General features: G+C 59.7%; 19 protein-coding genes. 8 read left to right on the forward strand and 11 right to left on the reverse strand.

From position 1 onward, the window contains the following. Positions 1-134 precede the first annotated feature (134 nt). The 8 genes from AC3ITY_RS12885 to copC form a co-directional block, all read right to left on the reverse strand. On the reverse strand, positions 135-1,415 hold the full coding sequence (locus tag AC3ITY_RS12885) for a TRAP transporter large permease (RefSeq protein WP_489309608.1): 1,281 nt from the start codon (positions 1,413-1,415) through the stop codon (positions 135-137). Beyond that, positions 1,415-1,942, reverse strand: a complete 528-nt coding sequence (locus AC3ITY_RS12890; protein WP_489309610.1) for a TRAP transporter small permease — start codon at positions 1,940-1,942, stop codon at positions 1,415-1,417. The genes AC3ITY_RS12885 and AC3ITY_RS12890 overlap by 1 nt, the downstream gene beginning before the upstream one ends. Positions 1,943-2,020: 78 nt before the next feature. Then, a complete protein-coding gene (locus AC3ITY_RS12895; RefSeq protein ID WP_489309612.1) occupies positions 2,021-2,992 on the reverse strand; it encodes a TRAP transporter substrate-binding protein in 972 nt (323 codons plus the stop codon). Positions 2,993-3,071: 79 nt separating this feature from the next. Continuing rightward, the gene (locus AC3ITY_RS12900; protein WP_489309614.1) at positions 3,072-3,959 is read right to left on the reverse strand and encodes an SMP-30/gluconolactonase/LRE family protein; all 888 of its coding nucleotides are present in this window, start codon (positions 3,957-3,959) and stop codon (positions 3,072-3,074) included. 52 nt (positions 3,960-4,011) lie between these two features. Next, complete coding sequence (locus AC3ITY_RS12905) at positions 4,012-4,836, reverse strand: NAD-dependent epimerase/dehydratase family protein (protein WP_489309616.1); 825 nt, start codon at positions 4,834-4,836, stop codon at positions 4,012-4,014. Between the two features lie 326 nt (positions 4,837-5,162). Then, positions 5,163-6,458 carry an OprD family porin gene (locus AC3ITY_RS12910; protein ID WP_489309618.1) on the reverse strand — a complete coding sequence of 432 codons (1,296 nt, stop codon included), beginning with the start codon at positions 6,456-6,458 and terminating at the stop codon, positions 5,163-5,165. 158 nt (positions 6,459-6,616) lie between these two features. Beyond that, the gene (gene copD / locus AC3ITY_RS12915; RefSeq protein ID WP_489309620.1) at positions 6,617-7,474 is read right to left on the reverse strand and encodes a copper homeostasis membrane protein CopD; all 858 of its coding nucleotides are present in this window, start codon (positions 7,472-7,474) and stop codon (positions 6,617-6,619) included. A 3-nt stretch (positions 7,475-7,477) separates the two neighbouring features. After that, a complete protein-coding gene (copC, locus tag AC3ITY_RS12920) occupies positions 7,478-7,843 on the reverse strand; it encodes a copper homeostasis periplasmic binding protein CopC (RefSeq protein ID WP_489309622.1) in 366 nt (121 codons plus the stop codon). Positions 7,844-7,978: 135 nt separating this feature from the next. Here copC and AC3ITY_RS12925 point away from each other — a divergent pair, with 135 nt between their 5' ends. Next, positions 7,979-8,599, forward strand: a complete 621-nt coding sequence (locus AC3ITY_RS12925; RefSeq protein WP_150770373.1) for a TetR/AcrR family transcriptional regulator — start codon at positions 7,979-7,981, stop codon at positions 8,597-8,599. 128 nt (positions 8,600-8,727) lie between these two features. Here AC3ITY_RS12925 and preA read toward each other — a convergent pair whose 3' ends face one another. The 3 genes from preA to hydA form a co-directional block, all read right to left on the reverse strand. Beyond that, entirely contained in the window at positions 8,728-10,002 is a 1,275-nt protein-coding gene (preA, locus tag AC3ITY_RS12930) for an NAD-dependent dihydropyrimidine dehydrogenase subunit PreA (protein ID WP_489309625.1), read from the reverse strand. After that, positions 10,003-11,370 carry an NAD(P)-dependent oxidoreductase gene (locus AC3ITY_RS12935; RefSeq protein WP_489310854.1) on the reverse strand — a complete coding sequence of 456 codons (1,368 nt, stop codon included), beginning with the start codon at positions 11,368-11,370 and terminating at the stop codon, positions 10,003-10,005. Positions 11,371-11,573: 203 nt separating this feature from the next. Next, positions 11,574-13,013 carry a dihydropyrimidinase gene (gene hydA / locus AC3ITY_RS12940; RefSeq protein ID WP_223441910.1) on the reverse strand — a complete coding sequence of 480 codons (1,440 nt, stop codon included), beginning with the start codon at positions 13,011-13,013 and terminating at the stop codon, positions 11,574-11,576. A 541-nt stretch (positions 13,014-13,554) separates the two neighbouring features. Here hydA and AC3ITY_RS12945 point away from each other — a divergent pair. The 7 genes from AC3ITY_RS12945 (at position 13,555) to AC3ITY_RS12975 (ending at position 21,731) form a co-directional block, all read left to right on the forward strand. Continuing rightward, complete coding sequence (locus AC3ITY_RS12945; RefSeq protein ID WP_223458150.1) at positions 13,555-15,039, forward strand: NCS1 family nucleobase:cation symporter-1; 1,485 nt, start codon at positions 13,555-13,557, stop codon at positions 15,037-15,039. Between the two features lie 96 nt (positions 15,040-15,135). Beyond that, positions 15,136-16,419: a Zn-dependent hydrolase gene (locus AC3ITY_RS12950; protein ID WP_489309628.1), complete on the forward strand. Its 1,284-nt coding sequence runs from the start codon at positions 15,136-15,138 to the stop codon at positions 16,417-16,419. 94 nt (positions 16,420-16,513) lie between these two features. Then, positions 16,514-16,948 carry a carboxymuconolactone decarboxylase family protein gene (locus tag AC3ITY_RS12955; protein WP_489309630.1) on the forward strand — a complete coding sequence of 145 codons (435 nt, stop codon included), beginning with the start codon at positions 16,514-16,516 and terminating at the stop codon, positions 16,946-16,948. Between the two features lie 3 nt (positions 16,949-16,951). Next, positions 16,952-17,845, forward strand: coding sequence for an RNA polymerase sigma factor SigJ (gene sigJ, locus AC3ITY_RS12960; RefSeq protein ID WP_489309632.1), 894 nt, complete (start codon positions 16,952-16,954; stop codon positions 17,843-17,845). A 128-nt stretch (positions 17,846-17,973) separates the two neighbouring features. Next, positions 17,974-19,095: a helix-turn-helix transcriptional regulator gene (locus AC3ITY_RS12965; RefSeq protein WP_489309634.1), complete on the forward strand. Its 1,122-nt coding sequence runs from the start codon at positions 17,974-17,976 to the stop codon at positions 19,093-19,095. A 382-nt stretch (positions 19,096-19,477) separates the two neighbouring features. After that, on the forward strand, positions 19,478-19,627 hold the full coding sequence (locus AC3ITY_RS12970) for a hypothetical protein (protein ID WP_489309636.1): 150 nt from the start codon (positions 19,478-19,480) through the stop codon (positions 19,625-19,627). 136 nt (positions 19,628-19,763) lie between these two features. After that, a complete protein-coding gene (locus AC3ITY_RS12975) occupies positions 19,764-21,731 on the forward strand; it encodes a hypothetical protein (RefSeq protein ID WP_489309638.1) in 1,968 nt (655 codons plus the stop codon). Positions 21,732-21,800 lie beyond the last annotated feature (69 nt).

Below are 21,800 nucleotides of genomic sequence, written 5' to 3' on the forward strand. Positions count from 1 at the left end.
TGCGAAGCAGTCGTAAAACTTTGCACTCGGTGTAACTGACACACCGCGAATGCAGGTTTTAGGGCCGCTGCGCGACCCAACGGGGGCACGCCCCCTCGCCACAAAAGCCCCTTGGGCTTGCTCACCAGCGATTTTTACAACACCAAATGCGGCAACCACAGCGACAGTGCCGGAATGTAGGTCACGGCCAACAGCACCAGGAACAACACGCCATAGAACGGCAGCAGGGCTTTCACGGTGGATTCAATGCTGACTTTACCCACGGCTGACCCCACAAAGAGTACCGCGCCCACCGGCGGTGTGATCAAACCGATACCCAGGTTCACCAGCATGATCATGCCGAACTGCACCGGGTCCACGCCTATGCCGAGGATCACCGGCATCAGGATCGGCGTGAGGATCAGGATCAGCGGCGCCATGTCCATCACGGTGCCGAGCAAAAGCAGCATGACGTTGATGCACATCAGGATCACGTAGCGGTTGTCCGACAGGGTCAGGAACAGCGTGGTGATCTTCGCCGGGATCTGCATCAGGGTCATGATGTAGCCGAAGCTGGCGGCGAAGCCGATCAGGATCATCACGATCGAGATCGTCCGCACCGTGCGGTGCATCAGTTTGGGCAGTTCGCTCCACTTGTAGTCGCGGTAGATGAACATGGTCACGAAGAACGACCACAGCACGGCAATCGCCGCCGATTCGGTCGCGGTGAAAATGCCCGACAGAATGCCGCCGAGGATGATCACCATCGCCATCAGGCCCCACAGCGCTTCGCCGCAGATCTTTAGCGCCTCGCGCATCGGAATGACTTCGCCTTTCGGGTAGTCACGCTTCTTGGCGAAGATCAGGCACAGCACCATCAGACACGCGCTCATCAACAGGCCCGGCACCACGCCGGCCATGAACAGCGAGGCAATCGACACCGTGCCGCCGGCGGCCAGCGAGTAGAGCACCGAGTTGTGGCTGGGTGGTGTCAGCAGCGCTTGCACCGAACCGCTGACGGTCACCGCCGTGGCGAATTCCCGAGGATAGCCGCGACGCTCCATTTCCGGAATCAGCACCGAACCGACCGAGGCGGTGTCCGCCACCGAGGAGCCAGAGATCGCGCCAAAGAAGGTCGAGGCCATGATGTTGACCAGCGACAAGCCACCACGCACGAAGCCCACCAGCACCCCGGCGAACGCCACCAGGCGCCGGGACATGCCGCCCTCGGCCATGATCGCGCCGGCCAGTACGAAGAACGGGATGGCCAACAGGGAGAACTTGTTCACGCCCCCGGCCACCTGAATCATCAGCGCCTGGAACGGGATATCGATCCACCACGCGCCGATCAGTGCGGTAAACCCCAGGGCGTAGGCGACCGGCATGCCGATCAGGATCAAAGCGATAAAACTGCCGAGCAGTATCAGAGCGTCCATTAAGCGGCACCTTCGTTTTCTTCAACGAGGTCGAAGCGCACGACCCGACGGTTGCTCTGGTCACCGAGCAAGAGTTTTTCCAGGACAAACACCAGCGTCAGCACGCCGCCCACCGGAATCGGCATGTACGTGATGCCCACGCGCAGGGTCGGCAGGGCGCTCATGAACTGGTTCCAGGTCGACAGGCACAGCTTGCTGCCCCAGATGGCCATGAACAGGCAGATGGTCGCCATCAACAGTTGCGCCAGAACCGACGCGGCCTTGCGCAGGTGCGGGGGCATGCGGTCGGTGAGCATGGCCACCGCCATGTGCGAGCCGGAGCGGTAGCTGGCGGCGGCGCCGATGAAGGTGAACACCATCATCAGCAGAATCGCCGTGGGCTCCGGCCAGCTGGAGCCGGTGCCGAGTACGTAACGGGCGAACACGCCCCAGGGAATGATTAACGCTATGGCCAGGACGGAGAGCCCGGCGACCCAGATACAGGTCATGTAGAGCTTGTCATTGATGCCTAGCAGCAGATTCTTCATCGGGTTCCACCGTAACCGGGCGCGCACTGACGTACACCAACGTCAGCGGCGCCGGGCCTTTCTTGAATGCAGGGAGGGTTACTGAACGGCTTCGATGCGCTTGATCAGGTCGGCGTAGGGCGCGCCGTATTTCTCGCGGATCGAGGCGGTTGCTTCGTAGAAAGGTTTCTTGTCGACAGTGATGAACTCGACGCCGGCGGCCTTGAGTTTTTCTTCACTGCTGGCCGATTTCGCATCCCACAGGGTGCGTTCCTGGGCCTGGGCCGCCTTGGCGGTTTTCTTCACCAGGGCTTGCTGTTCCGGGGTGAGCTTTTCCCAGGTGATTTTCGACATCACGATCGGCTCGGGCAGGATCAGGTGACCGGTCAGGCTGTAGTACTTGGCGTTCTGGAAGTGGTTGTGTTCAAGCATGGTCGGCGGGTTGTTTTCCGCGCCGTCGATCACGCCGGTCTGCAAGGCGCTGAAGATTTCGCCGGTGTCCATCGCGATGCCGTTGCCGCCCATGGCGTTGATGGTCTCGATGAACATCGGGTTGCCTTGCACGCGGATCTTCATGCCCTTGAGGTCTTCCAGGCTGCGTACCGGTTTCTTGGTGTAGAGGTTGCGCGTGCCGCCGTCCATCCAGGCCAGGGCGACCAGGTTGAATTCGGAATTGGTGATCTTGTCGAGGATTTCGTCGCCGACCGCACCGTCGATGACCTTGCGCATATGCGCCTGGTCACGGAACACGAAGGGCATGTTGAACACGTTCACGTCCGGCACCACCGGCCCGACGATGCCGAGGCTGACCCGGGCCATCTGCACGGCACCGACCTGGGCCTGTTCGACCACTTCTTTTTCCGAGCCGAGCACGCCACCGGCGAACATCTTGAAGGTCAGCGCGCCATTGCTGTCGGCCACCAGGGTTTTGCCCAGTTGCTCTTCAGCCACCACGGTCGGATAACCGGCGGGGTGGATGTCGGCGAATTTGATTTCCAGTGCCTGGGTGGCACTGCTGAGGGAGAAGGCGAATGGAAGTGCAGCGGCGAGCAAGGTGCGTTTGAAGTCCATGGGGGGTGTCTCCAGTTTTATTGTTTTTTTTTATTCAAGGCACAGCGATGCAGCAGGGGCGCTTTTCTTTTGAGGTTGCTCAGTCGTTGAAACGGGGTTCGGGTAAACCTTTGACGCCGGGGTCGAGGGCGAACACGCCACCGGCCAGTGATTGCGGGTCATGGTCGTCGCCGGGGCGGATCGAGGTCACGAACAGCGTGTCCAGTCGAGGGCCACCGAAGGCGCACATGGTGGGTTTTTTCACCGGTACGACGAGGGAACGGTCGAGTCGGCCGTCGGGTGTGAAACGGTGGATCAACCCGGCGTCGTTGGCGCAGGTCCAGTAGCAGCCATCGGCGTCGATCGCCGCGCCGTCAGGGCGACCGTCGTACTGGTTCATGTCCACGAACACGTGGCGATTCGACGGTGTGCCGGTTTCGATGTCGTAGTCGAAGGCCCAGATCTGCTGGACCTGCGGATGAGAGTCGGACAGGTACATCGTGCGTCCGTCCGGGCTGAAGCCCAGGCCATTGGGCACGATGAACCCGCTCAGTCTGGAATCGAGCGGTCCGCGTTGTCCGACGCTGTAGCGATACAACGTACCATCGGCGGCGTTGGCGCTCATGTTCAACACCATGCTGCCGGCCCAGAAACGCCCCTGACGGTCGCAGCGACCATCGTTCAATCGCATGTCGGCGCGGGCATGCTCGACCTGGGCCAGCCGTTCACTGTCGAGGCTGCCGTCGGTGCGCGGATGCAGGCGGAAGAACCCGCTCTCCATACCGGCGACCCAGCCGCCATCACGATGACGTGCGATGCAAGCGAGCATCTCCAGGGTTTTCCAGGCATTCACCTGACCGGTGTCGGCACTCCAGCGCTGTAAACCGCCAGCGGGAATATCGACCCAGTACAGGGCGTTTTCCTCAGGCACCCAGACCGGGCTTTCACCGACCGCGTTGCGGGCGTCGACAATCAATTCAGCTTGCATGGCAACTCATTCCCTTGGTTTTTGTTGTGGGGATCAAGCAACGCGCGAAGGCTCAGTCACCGAACGGCCCGGCTGCGCAGAAGGCGCCGCCCTGATAGAGCCGCGCCGGATCATCGGCGGCGGGCATCGGCTGGGCTTCGACTTTTTCGCGGAACACTTCGGAGCTGTCCTGGGGGGAAAAACCCAGGGCCGTGGCATAACGGTTGTCCCACCAGATGTCCTTGTTGTCGGACATGCCATAGACCACGGTGTGGCCGACATTCGGGGTATACAAGGCGCGCTCGAGCAGTTGGGTCAGGTCGCCGAAGCTCAGCCAGGTACTCATCATCCGGCGGTTGTGCGGCTCCGGGAACGACGAGCCGATGCGCACGCTGACGGTCTCGATGCCATAGCGGTCGAAGTAGAAGGTGGCCATGTCTTCGCCGTAGGACTTGGACAAGCCGTAGTAACTGTCCGGGCGGCGAGGAGAGTGGGCGTCGATCACTTCGTCCTGCCTGTAGAAGCCGATCACATGGTTGGAACTGGCGAAGATCACCCGCTTCACACCGTGGCGGCGCGCGGCTTCGTAGATGTGGAACACGCCGCAGATGTTGGCGCCGAGGATCTCTTCGAACGAGCGCTCGGTCGATACGCCGCCGAAGTGCAGGATCGCGTCCACGCCTTCGACCAGTTGATGCACCGCCTGTTTGTCGGCGAGGTCGCACGGCATCACTTCTTCGCGATCATCGATGGCCGGCGCGATGTCGGCGATGTCCGACAGGCGAATCACATTGGCGTAGGGGCGCAGGCTTTCGCGCAGGACTTTCCCGAGGCCACCGGCGGCGCCGGTCAGCAGCAGGCGATTGAAAGGGGGGCGGGCGGTTGCAGTGGTCGTCATGGGAATCCTGGACACGCGGTTGTTGTTATTGATTTGTTGTAGGTTGTCGTATGACTGTGCGGGAGTATCGTTAGGGTTTCCGGCTCTTGTCAACGCGACATTGGTGGAAATTGACGGAGGGTCGTCTCTCAGTTGCGAACGCTGTACCTGTGGTGAGGGGGCTTGCCCCCGTTCGACTGCGAAGCAGTCGTAAACCCGGTGAACTCGATGATCCTGCCAAAACCGGGGCTCATTTTTTGGGGCTGCTTCGCAACCCAACGGGGCGGTGCGGCGATCCGACGAGCCCCCTCGCCACAAGGTTTAAGTCGTCGGCCAAGACTTCAGCCTTACAACAACGAAATCGGATAGCTAATGAACACCCGGTTCTCATCGAATTCGTTGGTGCTGAAGCTCTTGCGAATAGTTGCATTACGCCATTTCACGTTGAGGTTTTTCAGCGCACCACTCTGTACGGTGTAGGCCAGCTCCGATTCGCGACCCCATTCCTCGCCGTCGGTAATTTTCCCGGTGTGCACATTGTCACCGCTGATGTAGCGGTTCATCAGGGTCAGGCCGGGAATGCCGAGGGCGACGAAGTTGTAGTCGTGACGTACTTGCCAGGACTTTTCCCGGGCGTTGTCATAGCTGGAGTTGTAGCTGTCGTTGGCCAGGGTGCCGCCGCTGGTGCCGTTGACCCGCATCCAGACGTCGTCACCGGTGAGTTTTTGCAGGCCAACGTAGAAGGTGTTGCCGCCATACTTGGCCGAGAGCAGGGCGAACGCGGTCTTGTTGTCGAGATCACCGGCCTTGGCGCTGCCGTCTTCCTTGCCGATGAAGTAGCCGAGGTTGGCGCCCAGGGTCCAGTCGCCGGCGGGCTGGCTGTGGATCAGGTTGATGTATTGCTGCTGGTAGATGTCACTGAGTTCCGAGTACCAGACGCCGACCTGCGTGTGCTTTTCATTGAACGCATATTCACCGCCGCCGAAGTTGAAACGGTCCGAAGTGAGCGCCGCTTTGCCGTTCATGAACATGTCTTCCATGCTCGCGTCGTTACGTGGGCTGTTTTTCTGGAATTGACCGCCATAGAGCGTCAGGCCGCTGATTTCGCTGGAGGTCACCTGAGCGCCCTGGAAGGTCTGCGGCAGCGAGCGGCCATCGTCGGAACGCAGGATCGGCAGCACCGGCACCCATTCGCCGACCTTCAATTCGGTTTTCGAGACCTTGCCTTTGAGCGCCACGCCGAGCCGGCCGAAATTGTCGGCGGGGCGGCCGTCATCGTGGATCGGCAACAACTGCGTGCCACCGGTGCCTTTGCCGCCATCGAGCTTCTGCGAGTACAGGCCCAGCACATCGACACCGAAGCCCACGATGCCCTGGGTGAACCCGGACCGGGCATCGAGAATGAAGTTTTGCGTCCACTCTTCCGCCTTGCCCTGGGGGTAGGCCGGGTTGGTGTAGTTGCGGTTGATGTAGGCGTTGCGCAGGTTCAGCGTGGCCTTGGCGTCGTCGGTGAAACCTTCGGCCTGGCAGGTGATGGGCAGGACGAGGGCCAGGCCGCTGCAGCCGATCAGGCTCAGGGTGTGACGACGGTTTAAGTCTGGACGCGAAGAACGGGCGGAGGAATTGCGGACGAGCTTGCTCACTGTGACGCTCCCTTGTTTCTTGTTTTTATTATTGTTATACGTCGTCGTACAACATTGGGAGGCGATATTTGCGGGATTTTTGTGGGTTGTCAATCGGAAGTTATACGATGACCTGGCGCAGATTTCGGGATATCCGAGGAACCTGTGGGAGCGGATTGTCAGCTGGAAATCATCGGGGGCAGGGTGCCCAGTAGCGAGACTGCCGCCACTGCGCCAAGCCCCAGCATCCACTCCAGCATCACGCTGGCGCGCAATGTCTGCAGACGCTGCTCGCAATCATTGATCCGCAACCGATTGAACAGCGCCAGGCCCAGCATCGAGGCCACCAACAACGCCTTGATCAAGAGGATCAAGGCGAACCCGGTGAACAATGGCGTCGGCCAGAACGCCCCGGTGAGCACCCGCACATTGATCAGCCCGGTGATCAGCAACCCCGCGACCAGGCCGTAACCGATGCCACTGAAGCGCTGCAACATCCTGCGGATCGAATGCCCATCGGGTTGACGCAGAATCATCACCAGCAGCATCAATCCGCCGAGCCAGGCACCCACGCAGATCAAGTGGATGAGTTGATTGAGGATCAGCAACTGGCCTGCGGTGCCATCGAGCATGGCGCCGTGGCCGACCGGGGCCAGGGTGGCCAGCAGCAGGCCGCTGAGGATCAGGCGCAGCGCAAGGCTGGCGCGCAGTGGTGTCAGCAACACCACCAGCAACAGCAGGTTGACCAGCAGATGCCAGCGCCAGACCTGACCGAAAAAGGTATTGCCCAGCACCAGGCCCAGGGTCGGCGGATCGAAGGCCGCGTCCCAGGCGCCGGCCATGCTCGCGGTAATCAGCAACAACCAGCAGACCCCGCTGGCCAGCGCCACCACGGCCAGCCAACGGCAGGTCCGTGCCAGGCGCTGATCCAGTGCGGTTTCGCCATTTGCCAGCAAGGGCCTGAACAACCAGCCCCCGAACAGCATCAGCACCACGATGAAATGCAGGAAGCGGCAAAGCACCAACGCGCTCGCCATGAATTACTGGCCAACCTTGAAGGCGTAGGCACCTTCGCTTTTGTGGGTGTCGACGGACACGGCGTGCCATTCGACTTTGTAGGTGCCGGCGGTCAACGGCGCGGCCGGGGTGACGATCAGGGTCTTTGTGTCGCTGCCTTCGGTGGTCAGCGCTTTGACCGACACCGGTGCGCCATCCCGGGTCAGCGTGACTTTGGTGAAACTGGCCTCGATACCCTCGGAGAACTCCAGGCGCAATTGCGCCGGCGCGGCCACGGTGCTGTCGGCGGCCGGTGTCTGGCTTTTCAGGTGGGCGTGGGCAAACACCGAAGAAGCGGCGAACAGCGAGCCGAGCAGGGCAGTGACGGTCAGGGTTTTCTTGAGCAGCATCGTGGGGACCTCAGGCAGTTTCCAAGTGCGCAGAGTTTAGCTTTACGACAGCGGCTGTACGAAGTTTCGTTTTCCCCTGTCGCCGCAGTCCAGAGCGGATGCTAGTCTTGCTCAACGTTGTTGTCGGGGATCCGCATGGGCAATCACAAGATCGAGATTCGTCGCAGTAACGTCGAAAAAATCCTGCTGGGGGCGGAAAAGGTCTTCGCCGAAAAGGGCTTCGGCAGCACCGCCATGGCCGACATCGCCGCTGAAGTGCAACTGCCGCGCTCCAACCTGCATTACTACTTCAGCACCAAGACCGAGTTGTACAGCGCCGTGCTCTTCGACTTGCTGGAAGTCTGGAAGCAGGACGCGCTGTGCTTCGAGATGTTCGATGACCCGCGTGTGGTACTCAGCAGCTACATCCGCGCCAAGATGAACCATTCCCGCAGCCGGCCATATGGCTCGAAAGTCTGGGCCAACGAAATCATCCATGGCGCGCCGACCCTCGGCGAAGCGCTGGATGCGAGCCTGTACGACTGGGCCAAGATGAAGGAAGCGAAAATCCGCCAGTGGGTGGACGACAAACGCATCCTGCCGGTGGAGCCATCGAGCTTGCTGTACATGATCTGGGCTTCGACCCAGCACTATGCCGACTTCGATCATCAGGTGAATATTCTCAACGATCATCAGCCGTTGTCGGACATGCAGTTCGAGAGAGCGGTGCAGACGGTGACCAGTGTGATATTGCGGGGGATTGGGCTGGAGCCTTGAGATTTTTGTTGTTGCTGCGGGCCTCATCGCGAGCAGGCTCGCTCCCACATTGAAATGCAATCCAATGTGGGAGCGAGCCTGCTCCGGGCGGTGCTCCGACGATGGCGTCAGCTCAAACGCCGCTGACCTCAAGGGCTGACATGATACGGATTCCTCGGATCATGATTCCAGTCCAGGAACGGCTTGCCAGTTTCCACCGGCACCATCTCGATGCAGTCCTGCACCGGGCAGGTGATCTGGCACAGGTTGCAGCCTACGCACTCCTCATCGATCACTTGATACTTGTGAGTGCCATCCGCTTGCTTGAGGCTGGCCACCGCCTGGTGCGAGGTGTCCTCACACGCGATATGGCAACGACCGCAACCAATACACGCCTCCTGATCAATCTTCGCGATCACCTGGTAGTTGATGTCCAGGTACTTCCAGTCCGTGGTGTTGCCCACCGCGCGGCCGGAAAACGCCGAAATGCTGGCGTAGCCCTGACTGTCCATCCAGCGTGACAAACCGTCCTTCATGTCTTCGACAATCCGGAAGCCATGCAGCATCGCCGCCGTGCATACCTGCACCGAGCCACTGCCGAGCGCGATGAATTCCGCAGCATCGCGCCAGTTGCCAATGCCGCCGATCCCGCTGATCGGCAGGCCCTGGGTCTGCGGGTCGCGGGCGATTTCGGCGACCATGTTCAAGGCAATCGGCTTGACCGCCGAGCCACAGTAACCGCCGTGGGTGCTTTGGCTGCCGACCATGGGGTTGGCGACCATGCGTTCGAGGTTGACGCTGGTGATCGAGTTGATGGTGTTGATCAACGACACCGCATCGGCCCCGCCACGGTGGGCGGCACGGGCGGCGACGCGGATGTCGGTGATGTTCGGCGTGAGCTTGACGATCACCGGCAACGAGCAATACGTCTTGCACCAGCGGGTGACCTGTTCCACGTACTCCGGCACCTGGCCGACCGCCGCACCCATGCCCCGTTCCGGCATGCCGTGGGGGCAACCGAAGTTCAGCTCGATGCCATCGGCGCCGGTGGCCTCCACCAGCGGCAGGATGTTTTTCCAGGACTCTTCGACGCAAGGCACCATCAAGGACACGATCAGCGCACGGTCCGGCCAGTCCTTTTTGACCTGGGTGATTTCCCGCAGGTTGATCTCCAGCGAGCGGTCAGTAATCAGCTCGATGTTGTTAAAGCCCAGTACCTCCCGGTTCGCCCCGAAGTGCGCCGAGTAGCGCGACGACACGTTCACCGCCGCCGGGTCCTCCCCCAGGGTTTTCCAGACCACGCCGCCCCAGCCGGCCTCGAAGGCGCGGACCACGTTGTAGGCCTTGTCGGTCGGCGGCGCGGAGGCCAGCCAGAATGGATTGGGTGCTTTGATGCCGGCGAACACAATCGACAGATCGGCCATTTACGCAGCCTCCACGTTGAGCATCAGTTGAGCATTGATCGCCTCGGCGGCGCGCTTGCCATGCTGCACGGCTTGCACGGTGAGGTCTTGATCGAGGCTGGTGCAGTCGCCGCCGGCATACACGCCGGGGATGCTGGTGCGCAGGTTTTCATCGACTTCGATCCGCTCGCCCTGGCGCTTGAGCTCACGGGCCAGCGGATCGCTGAGGGCACTGCCGTCGAAGGCCTGGCCGATGGCCTTGAAGATCGCGTCGGCAGCCAGTTCGAAGGTTTCACCGGTGGTTTGCAGGCGACCTTCCACCAGACAGGTGCGGGCGAAACGCATTCCGCGCACGCGGCCCTGGTCATCGAGCAGCACTTCTTCCGGTTGTGCCCAGGTCATCAGCCGCACCTGATTGGCCTTGGCAATCTCCCGTTCGTGATGGGTGGCACCCATGTCCTTGACACCACGGCGGTACACCAGATTCACGTCGTGGGCGCCGAGGCGGGCCATTTGCACCGCCATGTCGATGGCGGTGTTGCCCGCGCCGAGGACAATGCAGTGGTCGGCCAGGGGCAACTGGCTCAGGTCATCGGCCTGGCGCAGTTCGCGGATGTAGTCGGTGGCGGCGAGCAGGCCGGGCGCGTCTTCGTGGGCCAGACCCAGCTGTTTGCTGGCATTGAGCCCGAGGCCGAGGAACACCGCATCGAACTGTTGGTGCAGTTCGCTGAGGGTCAGGTTGTCCCCGAGTTTCTGCCCGTGGCGGATTTCGATGCCGCCAATTTCCAAGAGGAACTCAAGCTCCTTTTGCGCGTAGTCATCCACCAGTTTGTATTTGGCGATCCCGTATTCATTGAGGCCGCCAGCCTTTTCCCTCGCCTCGAAGATCACCACGTCATGCCCGTGCATGGCGCTGCGGTGGGCGCAGGACAAACCGGCCGGACCGGCACCCACCACGGCGATGCGTTTGCCGGTGGCGGCAGCGCGCTGGAAGGGGTGTGTGCTGAAGTGGGCATTGTCCACGGCGTAGCGTTGTAACAGGCCGATCATGACCGGCGCACATTCGTGGGGTTTGTTACGTACACAGGCTTGCTGGCAAAGAATTTCCGTCGGACACACCCGGGCGCAACTGCCGCCGAGGATGTTGGCCGAGAGGATTTTCTGCGCGGCGCCTTGCACGTTGTCCTGCGCAATGTTGCGGATGAACGAGGGGATGTCGATCTCGCTCGGACAGGCATTGACGCAGGGCGCATCGTAGCAATACAGGCAGCGCGAGGCTTCCAGTTGCGCCTGGCGCTCGTTGAGCGGCGGCGCCAGGTCGGTGAAGTGGCCGGCGAGGGCGGCCGCATTCTCTTGGGGATGCGGGAGGTGGTCCAGGGTCTTGATCACGGTTTTGGCCTCACGGTTATTTGAGGTGCTGCCTCTTATGGGCATGTTTTTGCTTCACCCTGTGGCGAGGGAGCTTGCTCCCGTTGGGTGGCGAAGCCGCCCCAAATCCGCTCAACCGGTTTGTTCTGATACACCGGGTGGTTTGGTTCTGGGCCTGCTGCGCAGTCCAGCGGGAGCAAGCTCCCTCGCCACAGAGAATCAGGTCAGCGTTTCACTGCCGTCGGCTTGTGCAACTCAGCCCGCTTGCTCAGCAAATCAAACACCGCCGGGTACGCCGGCCGTTCGATGTAGCGCCCGGCCCCGCGTTCGGCCCGCAGGTCGCCGTCGGCCCAGACTACGCGGCCCTGGCTGATGGTGTGGCTGGGCACGCCGCGCACGGTCTTGCCTTCGAAGATGTTGAAGTCCACCTGCTGATGGTGGGTCTTGGCGGAAATGGTCCGCGTGCCTTGCGGGTCCCACAGCACCAGGTCGGCATCGGCGCCCACGCGAATCGCGCCTTTACGTGGGTAGAGGTTGAAGATCTTCGCCGTGTTGGTGGACGTCAGCGCGACGAATTGCTGCATCGAAAAGCGTCCGCTGTTCACCCCTTCATCCCACAACACCGCCATGCGGTCTTCGATGCCGGCGGTGCCGTTGGGGATCTTGCTGAAGTCGTCGCGGCCAGCGGCTTTCTGCTCGGCGCAGAAGCAGCAGTGGTCAGTGGCGGTGGTGTGCAGGTTGCCCGATTGCAGGCCATGCCAGAGCGCCTCTTGATGGCCGCGAGGACGGAACGGCGGGCTCATCACGTAACCGGCGGCGGTTTGCCAGTCCGGATCGCGATAGACGCTGTCGTCCAGCAGCAGGTGCCCGGCCAGCACTTCGCCGTAGACCGGCTGGCCCTTGCCCCGTGCGTAGGTGATTTCGTCCAGCGCTTCCTTGGTAGAGACGTGAACCAGGTACAGCGGCGTACCCAGGGTTTCGGCGATGCGGATAGCCCGGCTTGCGGCCTCGCCTTCAACCTGGGAAGGGCGCGACAGGGGATGCGCTTCCGGCCCGGTGATGCCCTGGGCCATCAGCTTGCGTTGCAGGTGATACACCAGTTCACCGTTTTCCGCGTGAACGGTGGGCACCGCGCCCAGTTCCAGGCAGCGTTCGAAACTCGCCACCAGGGTGTCATCGGCGGCCATGATTGCGTTCTTGTAGGCCATGAAATGCTTGAAGCTGTTGACGCCGTGCTGGCTGACCAACTCGGCCATTTCCTCGCGGACCTGCTCGCTCCACCAGGTGATGGCGACGTGAAAACCGTAGTCCGACGCCGACTTCTCGGCCCAGCCGCGCCACTGATGGAAGGCTTCGAGCAAGGATTGCTGAGGGTTGGGAATCACGAAGTCGATGATCGAGGTGGTGCCGCCGGCCAGTCCTGCCGCCGTGCCGCTGTAGAAGTCTTCGCTGGCCACGGTGCCCATGAAGGGCAGTTGCATGTGGGTGTGCGGGTCGATGCCGCCGGGCATCAGGTATTGGCCGCTGCCATCGAGCACTTCGGCGCCGGCCGGAACATCGAGATTTTCGCCGATGGCCTTGATTACGCCGTCTGCGCAATACACATCGGCGCGATAACTTTCATCATGGGTAATAACGGTGGCGCCACGGATCAACAGAGACATTCCGAGTTCCTCGCAGGCAATGACCGGTTTATGCCGGTTCTAGATGTTCTATACAAAAACAGTCAAGACAGATCGATTCCTGTCAGTGCTGTCAGGATTAAACGCTAGCTGCAGTTATCCGAATCGGCAAGAATATTTTTTATAAGCTTATTATGTTGTTAACTAATTGATATTTAACGATTAAATTCAAGAGTCACCAAAATGGTGAGGCCGCTCACCATTTTGACGCACTTGACAGGATCGAAAAATAGTCAAGATTTCCTATGTGAAATCAGCTGTTTGAGTATGGTCTATGGTTGATGTGCAGCCATTGAAAAAAAGATCAACGCACCAGTTTGAGTCCTGACTGTCCGGACAACTTGCCTGGCATTCGGCCTGAGTGGCCTGACAAATAGTCGAGTCAGCGAATAAAACTGATAAACATCAGTTGGTTGCAATGTGTTTATGGAACTGCCCGATGCTTGATCGGGGCACACGGCACGTTTATTGATGCCGCCAGCCCCTGATGAGCAACAATAATCAAAAGAACAGTGGAGCGGCCATGCAACAGATCAGATCGCAAGTGACCGAGCGCGACGGCTTGTTCGAGCTCGAAGCCGGCAGCGATGTCCTCGACAGTCCCCGTTACAACCACGACATTGCACCGACCAAGGTGCGCGAACGCACCTGGAACAAATGGCACATCACCGCGCTGTGGGTGGGTATGGCGATCTGCGTGCCGACCTACACCCTCGGCGGCGTGCTGACCGCGTACTTCGGCCTGACCGTCGGTGAAGCGCTGCTGGCGATTCTGTTCGCCAACATCATCGTGCTGATTCCCCTGACCCTGAACGCCTTTCCCGGCACCAAGTACGGGATTCCCTTTCCGGTGTTGCTGCGCTCGTCCTTCGGCGTGCTCGGTTCCAACATTCCGTGCCTGATCCGCGCTCTGGTGGCGTGTGGCTGGTTCGGCATCCAGACCATGTTCGGCGGGCTGGCGATTCACCTGTTCCTCGGCTCGGTGTTCGAGGGCTGGAAATCCCTGGGCGGCACCGGCGAAGTCATCGGCTTCATGGTGTTCTGGGCGCTGAACCTGTGGGTGGTGATTCGCGGCGCCGAGTCGATCAAATGGCTGGAAACCCTGTCGGCGCCGTTGTTGGTGCTGGTGGGCGTAGGCCTGCTGGTCTGGGCCATGCCCAACGTGTCGATGAGCGAATTGCTGGCAATTCCGGCCAAGCGTCCCGAAGGCGCCGGCGTGGCCAGCTACTTCGCCGCCGGGCTGACGGCGATGGTCGGCTTTTGGGCCACACTGTCACTGAACATTCCGGACTTCAGTCGCTACGCAAAAAGCCAGAAGGATCAGATCGTCGGGCAGATCATCGGCCTGCCGTTGACCATGTTCCTGTTCGCATCCCTCGGCGTGGTGATGACCGCGGCCTCGGTGAAACTGGTGGGGGTGACGGTTTCCGATCCGGTGACCCTGATCGGTCATATCCAGAGCCCGGTTTGGGTCGCACTGGCTATGGCGCTGATCATCATCGCCACGCTGTCGACCAACACGGCGGCCAACATCGTGTCGCCGACCAATGACTTCCAGAACATCGCGCCCAAGGCGATCAACCGCACCAAGGCAGTATTGCTCACCGGGTTTGTCGGGTTGGCATTGATGGCCCATGAGCTGCTGAAAAAACTCGGCCTGATCATCTCGGACGTCAGTCTCGAAACCGTCTATTCCAACTGGTTGCTCGGTTATTCCAGCTTGCTGGGGCCGATCGCCGGGATCATGGTGGTGGACTATTTCCTGATCAAGAAACAGCAACTGGACCTCGCGGGTTTGTACAGGGATGACGTGTACCCGGCGTGGAACTGGAGCGGCTTCATTGCTTTCGGCGTGCCGGTGGTGTTGACCCTGTTGTCCCTGGGCAGCGATGCGTTTAGCTGGTTCTACAGCTATGGCTGGTTTACCGGCTCGGCGCTGGGTGGGGTTATTTATTATGGGTTGAGTGTGATGAGACCTAGCCCATCTGTCGCGAAATCTGCGGTGTAAGGGAGGGCCTCATCGCGGGCTTGCCCGCGATGGCGGCCTCAAGTTCACCAACAAATTGCCTGAAGAAACACACAAGAACAGCCTGAGGAGATCATCATGAACGCGGCCATAGACGTTCTGCAGTCCAGCCATCAGCACATCAACCGCGACCGCCTGTGGCAATCGCTCATGGAACTGGCCAGGCTCGGCGCCACGGTCAAGGGCGGCGTGTGTCGCCTGGCCCTGACCGATCTCGACCGCCAGGCCCGGGACATCTTCGTCAAATGGTGTATCGATGCCGGCTGCACCGTCAGCATCGACGCCGTCGGCAATATCTTCGCCCGTCGTCCCGGGCGCAATCCCGACCTGCCACCGGTGATGACCGGCAGCCACATCGACACCCAGCCCACCGGCGGCAAGTTCGATGGTTGCTTCGGTGTGCTGGCGGGCGTCGAAGTGTTGCGCACCCTCAATGACCTCAACATCGAAACCGAAGCGCCGCTGGAAGTGGTGGTCTGGACCAACGAAGAAGGTTCGCGCTTTGCTCCGTGCATGATGGGTTCCGGCGTGTTCGCGGAAAAATTCACCCTCGAGGAAACCCTGGCCAAGGTCGATGCCGAGGGCGTCACCGTGGGGCAAGCGTTGAACGCCATCGGTTACGCGGGCCCGCGTCAGGTCACCGGCCATGCCGTGGGCGCTTATTTCGAAGCCCACATCGAGCAAGGCCCGATCCTGGAAGACGAGCGCAAGACCATAGGCGTGGTCATGGGCGCCCTGGGGCAGAAATGGTTTGACCTCAAACTGCGCGGCGTCGAAGCCCACGCCGGCCCGACCCCGATGCACCTGCGCAAGGATGCCCTGGTCGGCGCCGCGGTGGTCGTCGGTGCGCTCAACCGCGCGGCCCTCAGCCATCAACCCCATGCCTGCGGCACCGTCGGTTGCCTGCAAGCCTATCCCGGCTCGCGCAACGTCATCCCCGGCGAAGTGCGCATGACCCTGGACTTCCGGCACCTGGAACCGGCGCGCCTGGACTCGATGATCGCCGAAGTGCGCGAAGTCATCGAAACCACCTGCGACGAACACGGCCTGACCTTCGAGCTGACGCCAACGGCCGACTTCCCGCCGCTGTACTTCGACAAAGGCTGCGTCGAAGCTGTGCGCGGCGCCGCCCAAAGCCTGGGCCTGTCGCACATGGACATCGTCAGTGGCGCAGGCCACGACGCGATCTTCCTCGCCGAACTCGGCCCGGCCGGAATGATCTTCGTGCCATGCGAAGGCGGCATCAGCCACAACGAAATCGAAAACGCCGCGCCGGATGACCTGGCGGCCGGCTGTGCGGTGCTGTTGCGAGCGATGCTGGCGGCTTCGGCGGCGGTGGCGAAGGGCGAGCTGGCAGCCTGAGCCGAGTGACGTGCGCTGAAATTTTCAGCGCACGTCACAACGCGCAATCCTCAATCGTCATCCTGTTGAATCCCTCAATCAGTGGAGCAACACGATGTCGTCCAACACCCAAGCGGTCAACCTGCTGCAATCGATCCCGCAGGTTTTCGAAAGCCTGACCCAGGTCCATGTTGCGCTCGATCAGCATGATCTCGATCCCGCCCTCAAGCACTTGATCCACCTGCGCGCCTCGCAGATCAACCAATGCGGGTTCTGCGTAAAGATGCACACCCGCGAAGCCCGGGAAGCCAATGAAACCAACGAGCGTCTGGATCGCCTGATCGTCTGGCGTCACGTCAGTGACTTCAGCCCTGCGGAGCGCGCCGCGCTGGCGTGGACCGAAGCCTTGACCGTACTGGATGAAAAAACCGATTACGCCAGCCTGCGCGGTGAGCTGAGGGCGCATTTCAATGACCAACAGATCGGCGCCTTGACGGCCGAGATCGGCATGATCAACCTGTGGAACCGCTTACAGGTGTCGAGGCACTGATTGATGAACTGCGCTGAAAACGCCGCCACTGTGTTCGAGCAGCGCCGGCCCTTTTTGCTCGGTCTGGCCTATCGCATTCTTGGCTCGCGCGCCGAAGCCGAGGATGCGGTGCAAGAGTTGTTCATCAAGTGGCTGGAGGCCGACCGGGCCTCCATCGCCACGCCAGCCGCCTGGCTCACCACCGCATGCACCCGCCATTGTATTGACCTGCTACGGTCGGCGCACAAGTCGCGGGTGGATTACATCGGTACCTGGCTGCCGGAGCCGATTCACACGGCCCATCAGGACTCACCCGAGCAGATGCATGAACTGGCTTCGTCGCTGTCCACCGCATTCGTGTTGTTGCTGGAGCGGCTGACACCCAAGGAGCGTGCCGCGTACCTGCTGTACGAAATCTTCGACATGGATTACCCGCAGGTCGCTGATGCGGTCGGGGTGCAGGAGGCCGCTTGCCGCAAACTGGTGTCTCGGGCCAAGGCGAGTCTTGGCAGTGCCCAAACCCGCTATCAACCGGAACCTGTGCGGCAAAACCAGTTGCTGAGCGCCTTCCACAACGCCATTGCCAGTGGCTCCACGGCGAACTTGAGCGCGATGCTGAGCGAAGACGTCGAACTCTGCGCCGACAGCGGCGGCAAGGCTTCGGCGATCCGTGAAACGCTGTTTGGCATCGAAAGCGTACTGGATTTCATTGGCCTGTCGTTGCACGCCTATTGGCAAACATATGAATGGCTGCCCATTGAAATCAATGGTGCCCAAGGCGTCATCATCAAAGCCGACGGTGTCATCACCGCGTCGATGACGTTTGGTTTCGATGAAATGGGGCGGGTGAATCGGGTTTTCATCATGCGTAATCCGGACAAGCTGGCAGGGCTGGGTGCGTCCTTTAACGTGCACTAGTCAAAGGACCACCGGCCCTTCAAGCTTTTCGCCGACAGAAAATGATGGAGATCCCACAAGGTTCATTGCACTAACCAGAACTCCGGCGGTCGTAGTCTTCACAGGGTCACTCTACTTGTGGAGTCGAAATGAGCCAGGACGTCTTGACCACGCAAGCCAATCGCCGCCAGTTGCAGCAAATCATCGCCGGCTTGTCCGATGGGGTGATTCTGCTCGATCCCGACCAGAGCATCCTGTGGGCCAACGAGGCGGCGCTGGCCATGCACGGTGCCTCGCAGATCAGCGACCTGGGTACCAGCGCCAAGGCGTATGCCAAACGCTTTGCCCTGCGTGATCGCAACAATCAGGTCGTGCCTGCCGACAGCTACCCGATCAACCGGGTGGCGCGGGGCGAAACGTTCAGCGATGTGCTGGTGGACGTGACGTCGACGGCGGACGAAGAGCGTACCTGGGTCCATCGCGTGCGCAGCCTGGTATTGGCCGATAGCCGTGGCGAGCCGGAGTCGCTGGTGTTGATCATGGACGATGTCACCGACCGGGCCTGCGCCGAGCAGCGCTTCGCCACAGCGTTTCGCCTGTCGCCGGTGCCGATTCTGCTGTGCGGCGCGGGTGATCAACGGGTGCTGGACGTTAACGAAGCGTTCCTCGATACCTTGGGTTATCCCCGTGAGGACGTGCTTGGCATCAACATTGCGCAGATCGATTTCATCGATGACAAAAACGCGCGCATCTGGCTGTTCGCCGCGCTGGAGAAAACCGGCAGCCTGGACCGCATCGATGTGCGCTTGCGCCGAAAAGACGCCGGGCTGATCGATTGCACCGTGTCGGCGGACATCGTGAACATTCAAGGCAACCCCTGCTATCTGCTGGTGCTGATGGACATCACCGAGCGCAGGCGCACCGAGCTGGAGCTGGTGTCGGCCATTGAGGAAGCAATGAAGGACGCCTCATGGTTCAGCCGCACGCTGATCGAAAAACTGACCAACGTGAAGAACATCAATTCACCGAAGTTGTCCAGTGTGTCCTTCACCGACCTGACCGCCCGTGAGCGCGATGTGCTGGGCCTGATATGCGATGGCCGGGCCGACAAGGAAATCGCTGCGCGCCTGAAACTCGCGCCGAACACCGTGCGCAACCATGTGGCGGCGGTGTATTCCAAGCTCGATGTACACAGCCGCAGCGAAGCGATTGTCTGGGCGCGGGAGCGGGGACTGTTCTCCAGTGAACGGCGTCCCAAGGGGCAGCGCTAAGGTGCAAATGCCTGCGGCTGGGCTGTTAGTAATTCGCAGATATTTATTTTTGTGACAGGTGTGTGGATTTTGCGCGCCGGTTCTGTTGTCACAAAAAATGTGTCGATCACTTATCGCGGGTCAACCTATGAAAACTCTTGGGAAACGCGTTATCTCACCTTTGTCACTGGCATTGTGCGTGGCGATTCTCGGCGGCTGCTCCAGTCCGCCACCCCCTCCAACAGTCACTCCACCCCCTCCTGAACGCACCTGCCAGGCCATGGATAAAACCGATGTCCTGGGCGATGTACGGGCCGAAGACGGACAAGTGACCCGAGTCACTACCACGACTCGCTGCGTCACGCAGTAAAGCCGGGCGCAGTAACCTCGATCTGCTCGGGGGATGGTGATTTCCTTCATCGTCGCCTTGGGCGATGGGGTGCTGCAGGCCGATCTGTATGCCAGTTCGGCTTTCGTCGGTACGGTGAGTTTGTTATTGCGCCTGCTGTCGGTGCCTTTTGGCTGGCCGTCGCCGAAGGTCGCCGGTGGCTGACAGCTCAAGTCAGAAGCAGTTTTTATCGCCACTTGTTTTAGCTTACCTGTCACTTATAACAGTTTCCTGCATGTCGATTTTTCCTGATAGTCAACGGACTGTTTTTTATGTCCATCGCTGAAAAGGAATTGTCGTCATGACCGCCGAATTAAAAGCTGTAACCGCTGCAACAAGCCCTTGGGAAAAGGCCACGTTGTCGATCAACGGCAAGAAAGTGGAATGGGGGGCGGAACTCGTTTTGCTCCGTGGGCAGGAGAACGAAGTGACGGTGGAGGCTCCACCCGCGATCGCCAGGGAGCTCAACCTGGGGCTGGCTGAGGCTGGCAGTTTGAACATCGTAGCATCACCAAATTTTGGCGAGTGGGTTGTCCCCGTCGTTGGCAAGTTCAATTGGAAGATTACGCCGGATGCGGGCAAGAGCGGTCGCATCACTTTGGTGTTTTTCAGCAGGGAAGAGCTGGTGCCGTGGGAGCACCGAAGCCTGGTGATTTCGAGCAACCTGGCGGATGAGGCGGACGTGAAGATTGACGGTGCCACCGTGCCTGCCGGGGGTAATTGGTTTTACCGGGACAAGGCGCAAACGGTGACGTTGACCCCCAAACCCAACAGCCCGCTGGCCGGCCTTCCGGTCACGCTGACCTGTGCAATCAAAAGTGGCCTGGAAGTCGACAACGTGGTGAGCACACCAGCCTTCGGTAGTGAGCAAACCACGTATAGTTGGAGAGTGACGGGGAAAACCAAAAGCGGTACTTTTGAACTGAGGCTGTCGGGTAAGGGCATGACTACGCCTATTACCCTGCCAATCAGTAAGTTGCTGTCGAACCATTTAGCTGACGAGGCTGTTGTCAATATTGGCGGCGTCGCTGTACCGGAAGGAGGTAATTGGTTTATCCGCAATCAAGCCCAGATCGTCACACTGAGACCCAAGTCAGATAGTCCATTGGCAGGCTTGCCGGTCACGCTGACCTGCACCATTAAAAGCAACCTTAATCCTGCCAACGTGGTGAGTGCGCCAGGCTTTGGCTCTGAGCAAACTACGCATAGTTGGAGGGTGACGGGGAATACCAACAGCGGTACTTTTGAACTGAAGCTGTCGGGTAAGGGCATGATTACACCGATTACCTTGGCAATCAGCAAGTTGCTGTCCAACAACCTGGCGGATGAGGCTAATGTCAAGATTGATGGTGTAGCAGTGCCTGCGGAAGGCAATTGGTTTTTCCGGGACAAACCGCAAACTGTCACGTTGACTCCAAAACCCGGCAGTCTACTCGCTGGCCTTCCGGTCAGCTTGACCTGTGCAGTCAAAGGTGGGCTCATTCCCGCTAATTTAGCCAGTTCGCCCGCATTTGGCAGTGAGCAAACTGGCTATCGGTGGGACGTAGTGGGGAAAACCAAAAGCGGTACTTTTGAATTGAAACTGTCGGGTAAGGGCATGACTACGCCTATTACCCTTCCAATCAGCAAGTTGTTGTCGAACAATCTGGCTGACGAAGTAAATGTCATGATGGACGGTAAGGAGGTTTCCAATGTTGACATCCCAAACCTGAGGAGAGAATGGCATACATTTACATTGGTCCCGAAGTTGTATAGCCCGTTGGCCGGCTACCCGTTGAGGCTACAATGGATCAAAGGAGATGGAATTGAGTCGGGGGATTTGGGATTTCGGCCGCAAATAAACGCGGAGTCTGTTGTCTATAGTTGGCAGGTTACTGGTTCTTTCACGAAAGCGGGGAGTTATGAGCTCGGATTCGCTGGGTCAGGATTCAGTGAAATGCTGGTGTTGCCTGTTATTAGGCAGATAGTCCCCAAGTACTATGTGGATGGAAAGGAGCTTCTTGATCTTGCCGATTTTATTTTGCCTGATAGAGCGTATTCTTTAAGTGTGGAGGTTTCAGCTGGAGTATCGAGCATATATGTGAAAAATAGCCCTGGTGAATTTATCTTTAATCCTCCTTTGAATCGGTCGTTTCCTGTAACTAATGGAAGAGTGGAATGGGTCTTTTCATCTCCAGCTGTCGGTAATGTTCTAGAGACGGTGATTTTTGATTATTCATCTGTATATACGGCGCGAGAAGAAGTTTTGCTTTTTAGTCGACCGTATTAATTTGCTCGCTAAATAATTATTGTGCATAGTTAAAAAGTTCGGCAGTGTCACAAGCCACTGCATAACAGG

This window comes from Pseudomonas sp. GL_091, assembly GCF_057837725.1.

Coding starts and splice junctions, on each gene's coding strand:
- AC3ITY_RS12975 (WP_489309638.1), top strand. CDS start 19,764: ATGACCGCCGAATTAAAAGCTGTAACCGCTGCAACAAGCCCTTGGGAA.
- AC3ITY_RS12955 (WP_489309630.1), top strand. CDS start 16,514: ATGTCGTCCAACACCCAAGCGGTCAACCTGCTGCAATCGATCCCGCAG.
- AC3ITY_RS12950 (WP_489309628.1), top strand. CDS start 15,136: ATGAACGCGGCCATAGACGTTCTGCAGTCCAGCCATCAGCACATCAAC.
- preA (WP_489309625.1), bottom strand. CDS start 10,002: ATGGCCGATCTGTCGATTGTGTTCGCCGGCATCAAAGCACCCAATCCA.
- AC3ITY_RS12900 (WP_489309614.1), bottom strand. CDS start 3,959: ATGCAAGCTGAATTGATTGTCGACGCCCGCAACGCGGTCGGTGAAAGC.
- AC3ITY_RS12890 (WP_489309610.1), bottom strand. CDS start 1,942: ATGAAGAATCTGCTGCTAGGCATCAATGACAAGCTCTACATGACCTGT.
- sigJ (WP_489309632.1), top strand. CDS start 16,952: ATGAACTGCGCTGAAAACGCCGCCACTGTGTTCGAGCAGCGCCGGCCC.
- AC3ITY_RS12945 (WP_223458150.1), top strand. CDS start 13,555: ATGCAACAGATCAGATCGCAAGTGACCGAGCGCGACGGCTTGTTCGAG.
- hydA (WP_223441910.1), bottom strand. CDS start 13,013: ATGTCTCTGTTGATCCGTGGCGCCACCGTTATTACCCATGATGAAAGT.
- AC3ITY_RS12905 (WP_489309616.1), bottom strand. CDS start 4,836: ATGACGACCACTGCAACCGCCCGCCCCCCTTTCAATCGCCTGCTGCTG.
- copD (WP_489309620.1), bottom strand. CDS start 7,474: ATGGCGAGCGCGTTGGTGCTTTGCCGCTTCCTGCATTTCATCGTGGTG.
- AC3ITY_RS12970 (WP_489309636.1), top strand. CDS start 19,478: ATGGTGATTTCCTTCATCGTCGCCTTGGGCGATGGGGTGCTGCAGGCC.
- AC3ITY_RS12965 (WP_489309634.1), top strand. CDS start 17,974: ATGAGCCAGGACGTCTTGACCACGCAAGCCAATCGCCGCCAGTTGCAG.
- copC (WP_489309622.1), bottom strand. CDS start 7,843: ATGCTGCTCAAGAAAACCCTGACCGTCACTGCCCTGCTCGGCTCGCTG.
- AC3ITY_RS12925 (WP_150770373.1), top strand. CDS start 7,979: ATGGGCAATCACAAGATCGAGATTCGTCGCAGTAACGTCGAAAAAATC.
- AC3ITY_RS12895 (WP_489309612.1), bottom strand. CDS start 2,992: ATGGACTTCAAACGCACCTTGCTCGCCGCTGCACTTCCATTCGCCTTC.
- AC3ITY_RS12885 (WP_489309608.1), bottom strand. CDS start 1,415: ATGGACGCTCTGATACTGCTCGGCAGTTTTATCGCTTTGATCCTGATC.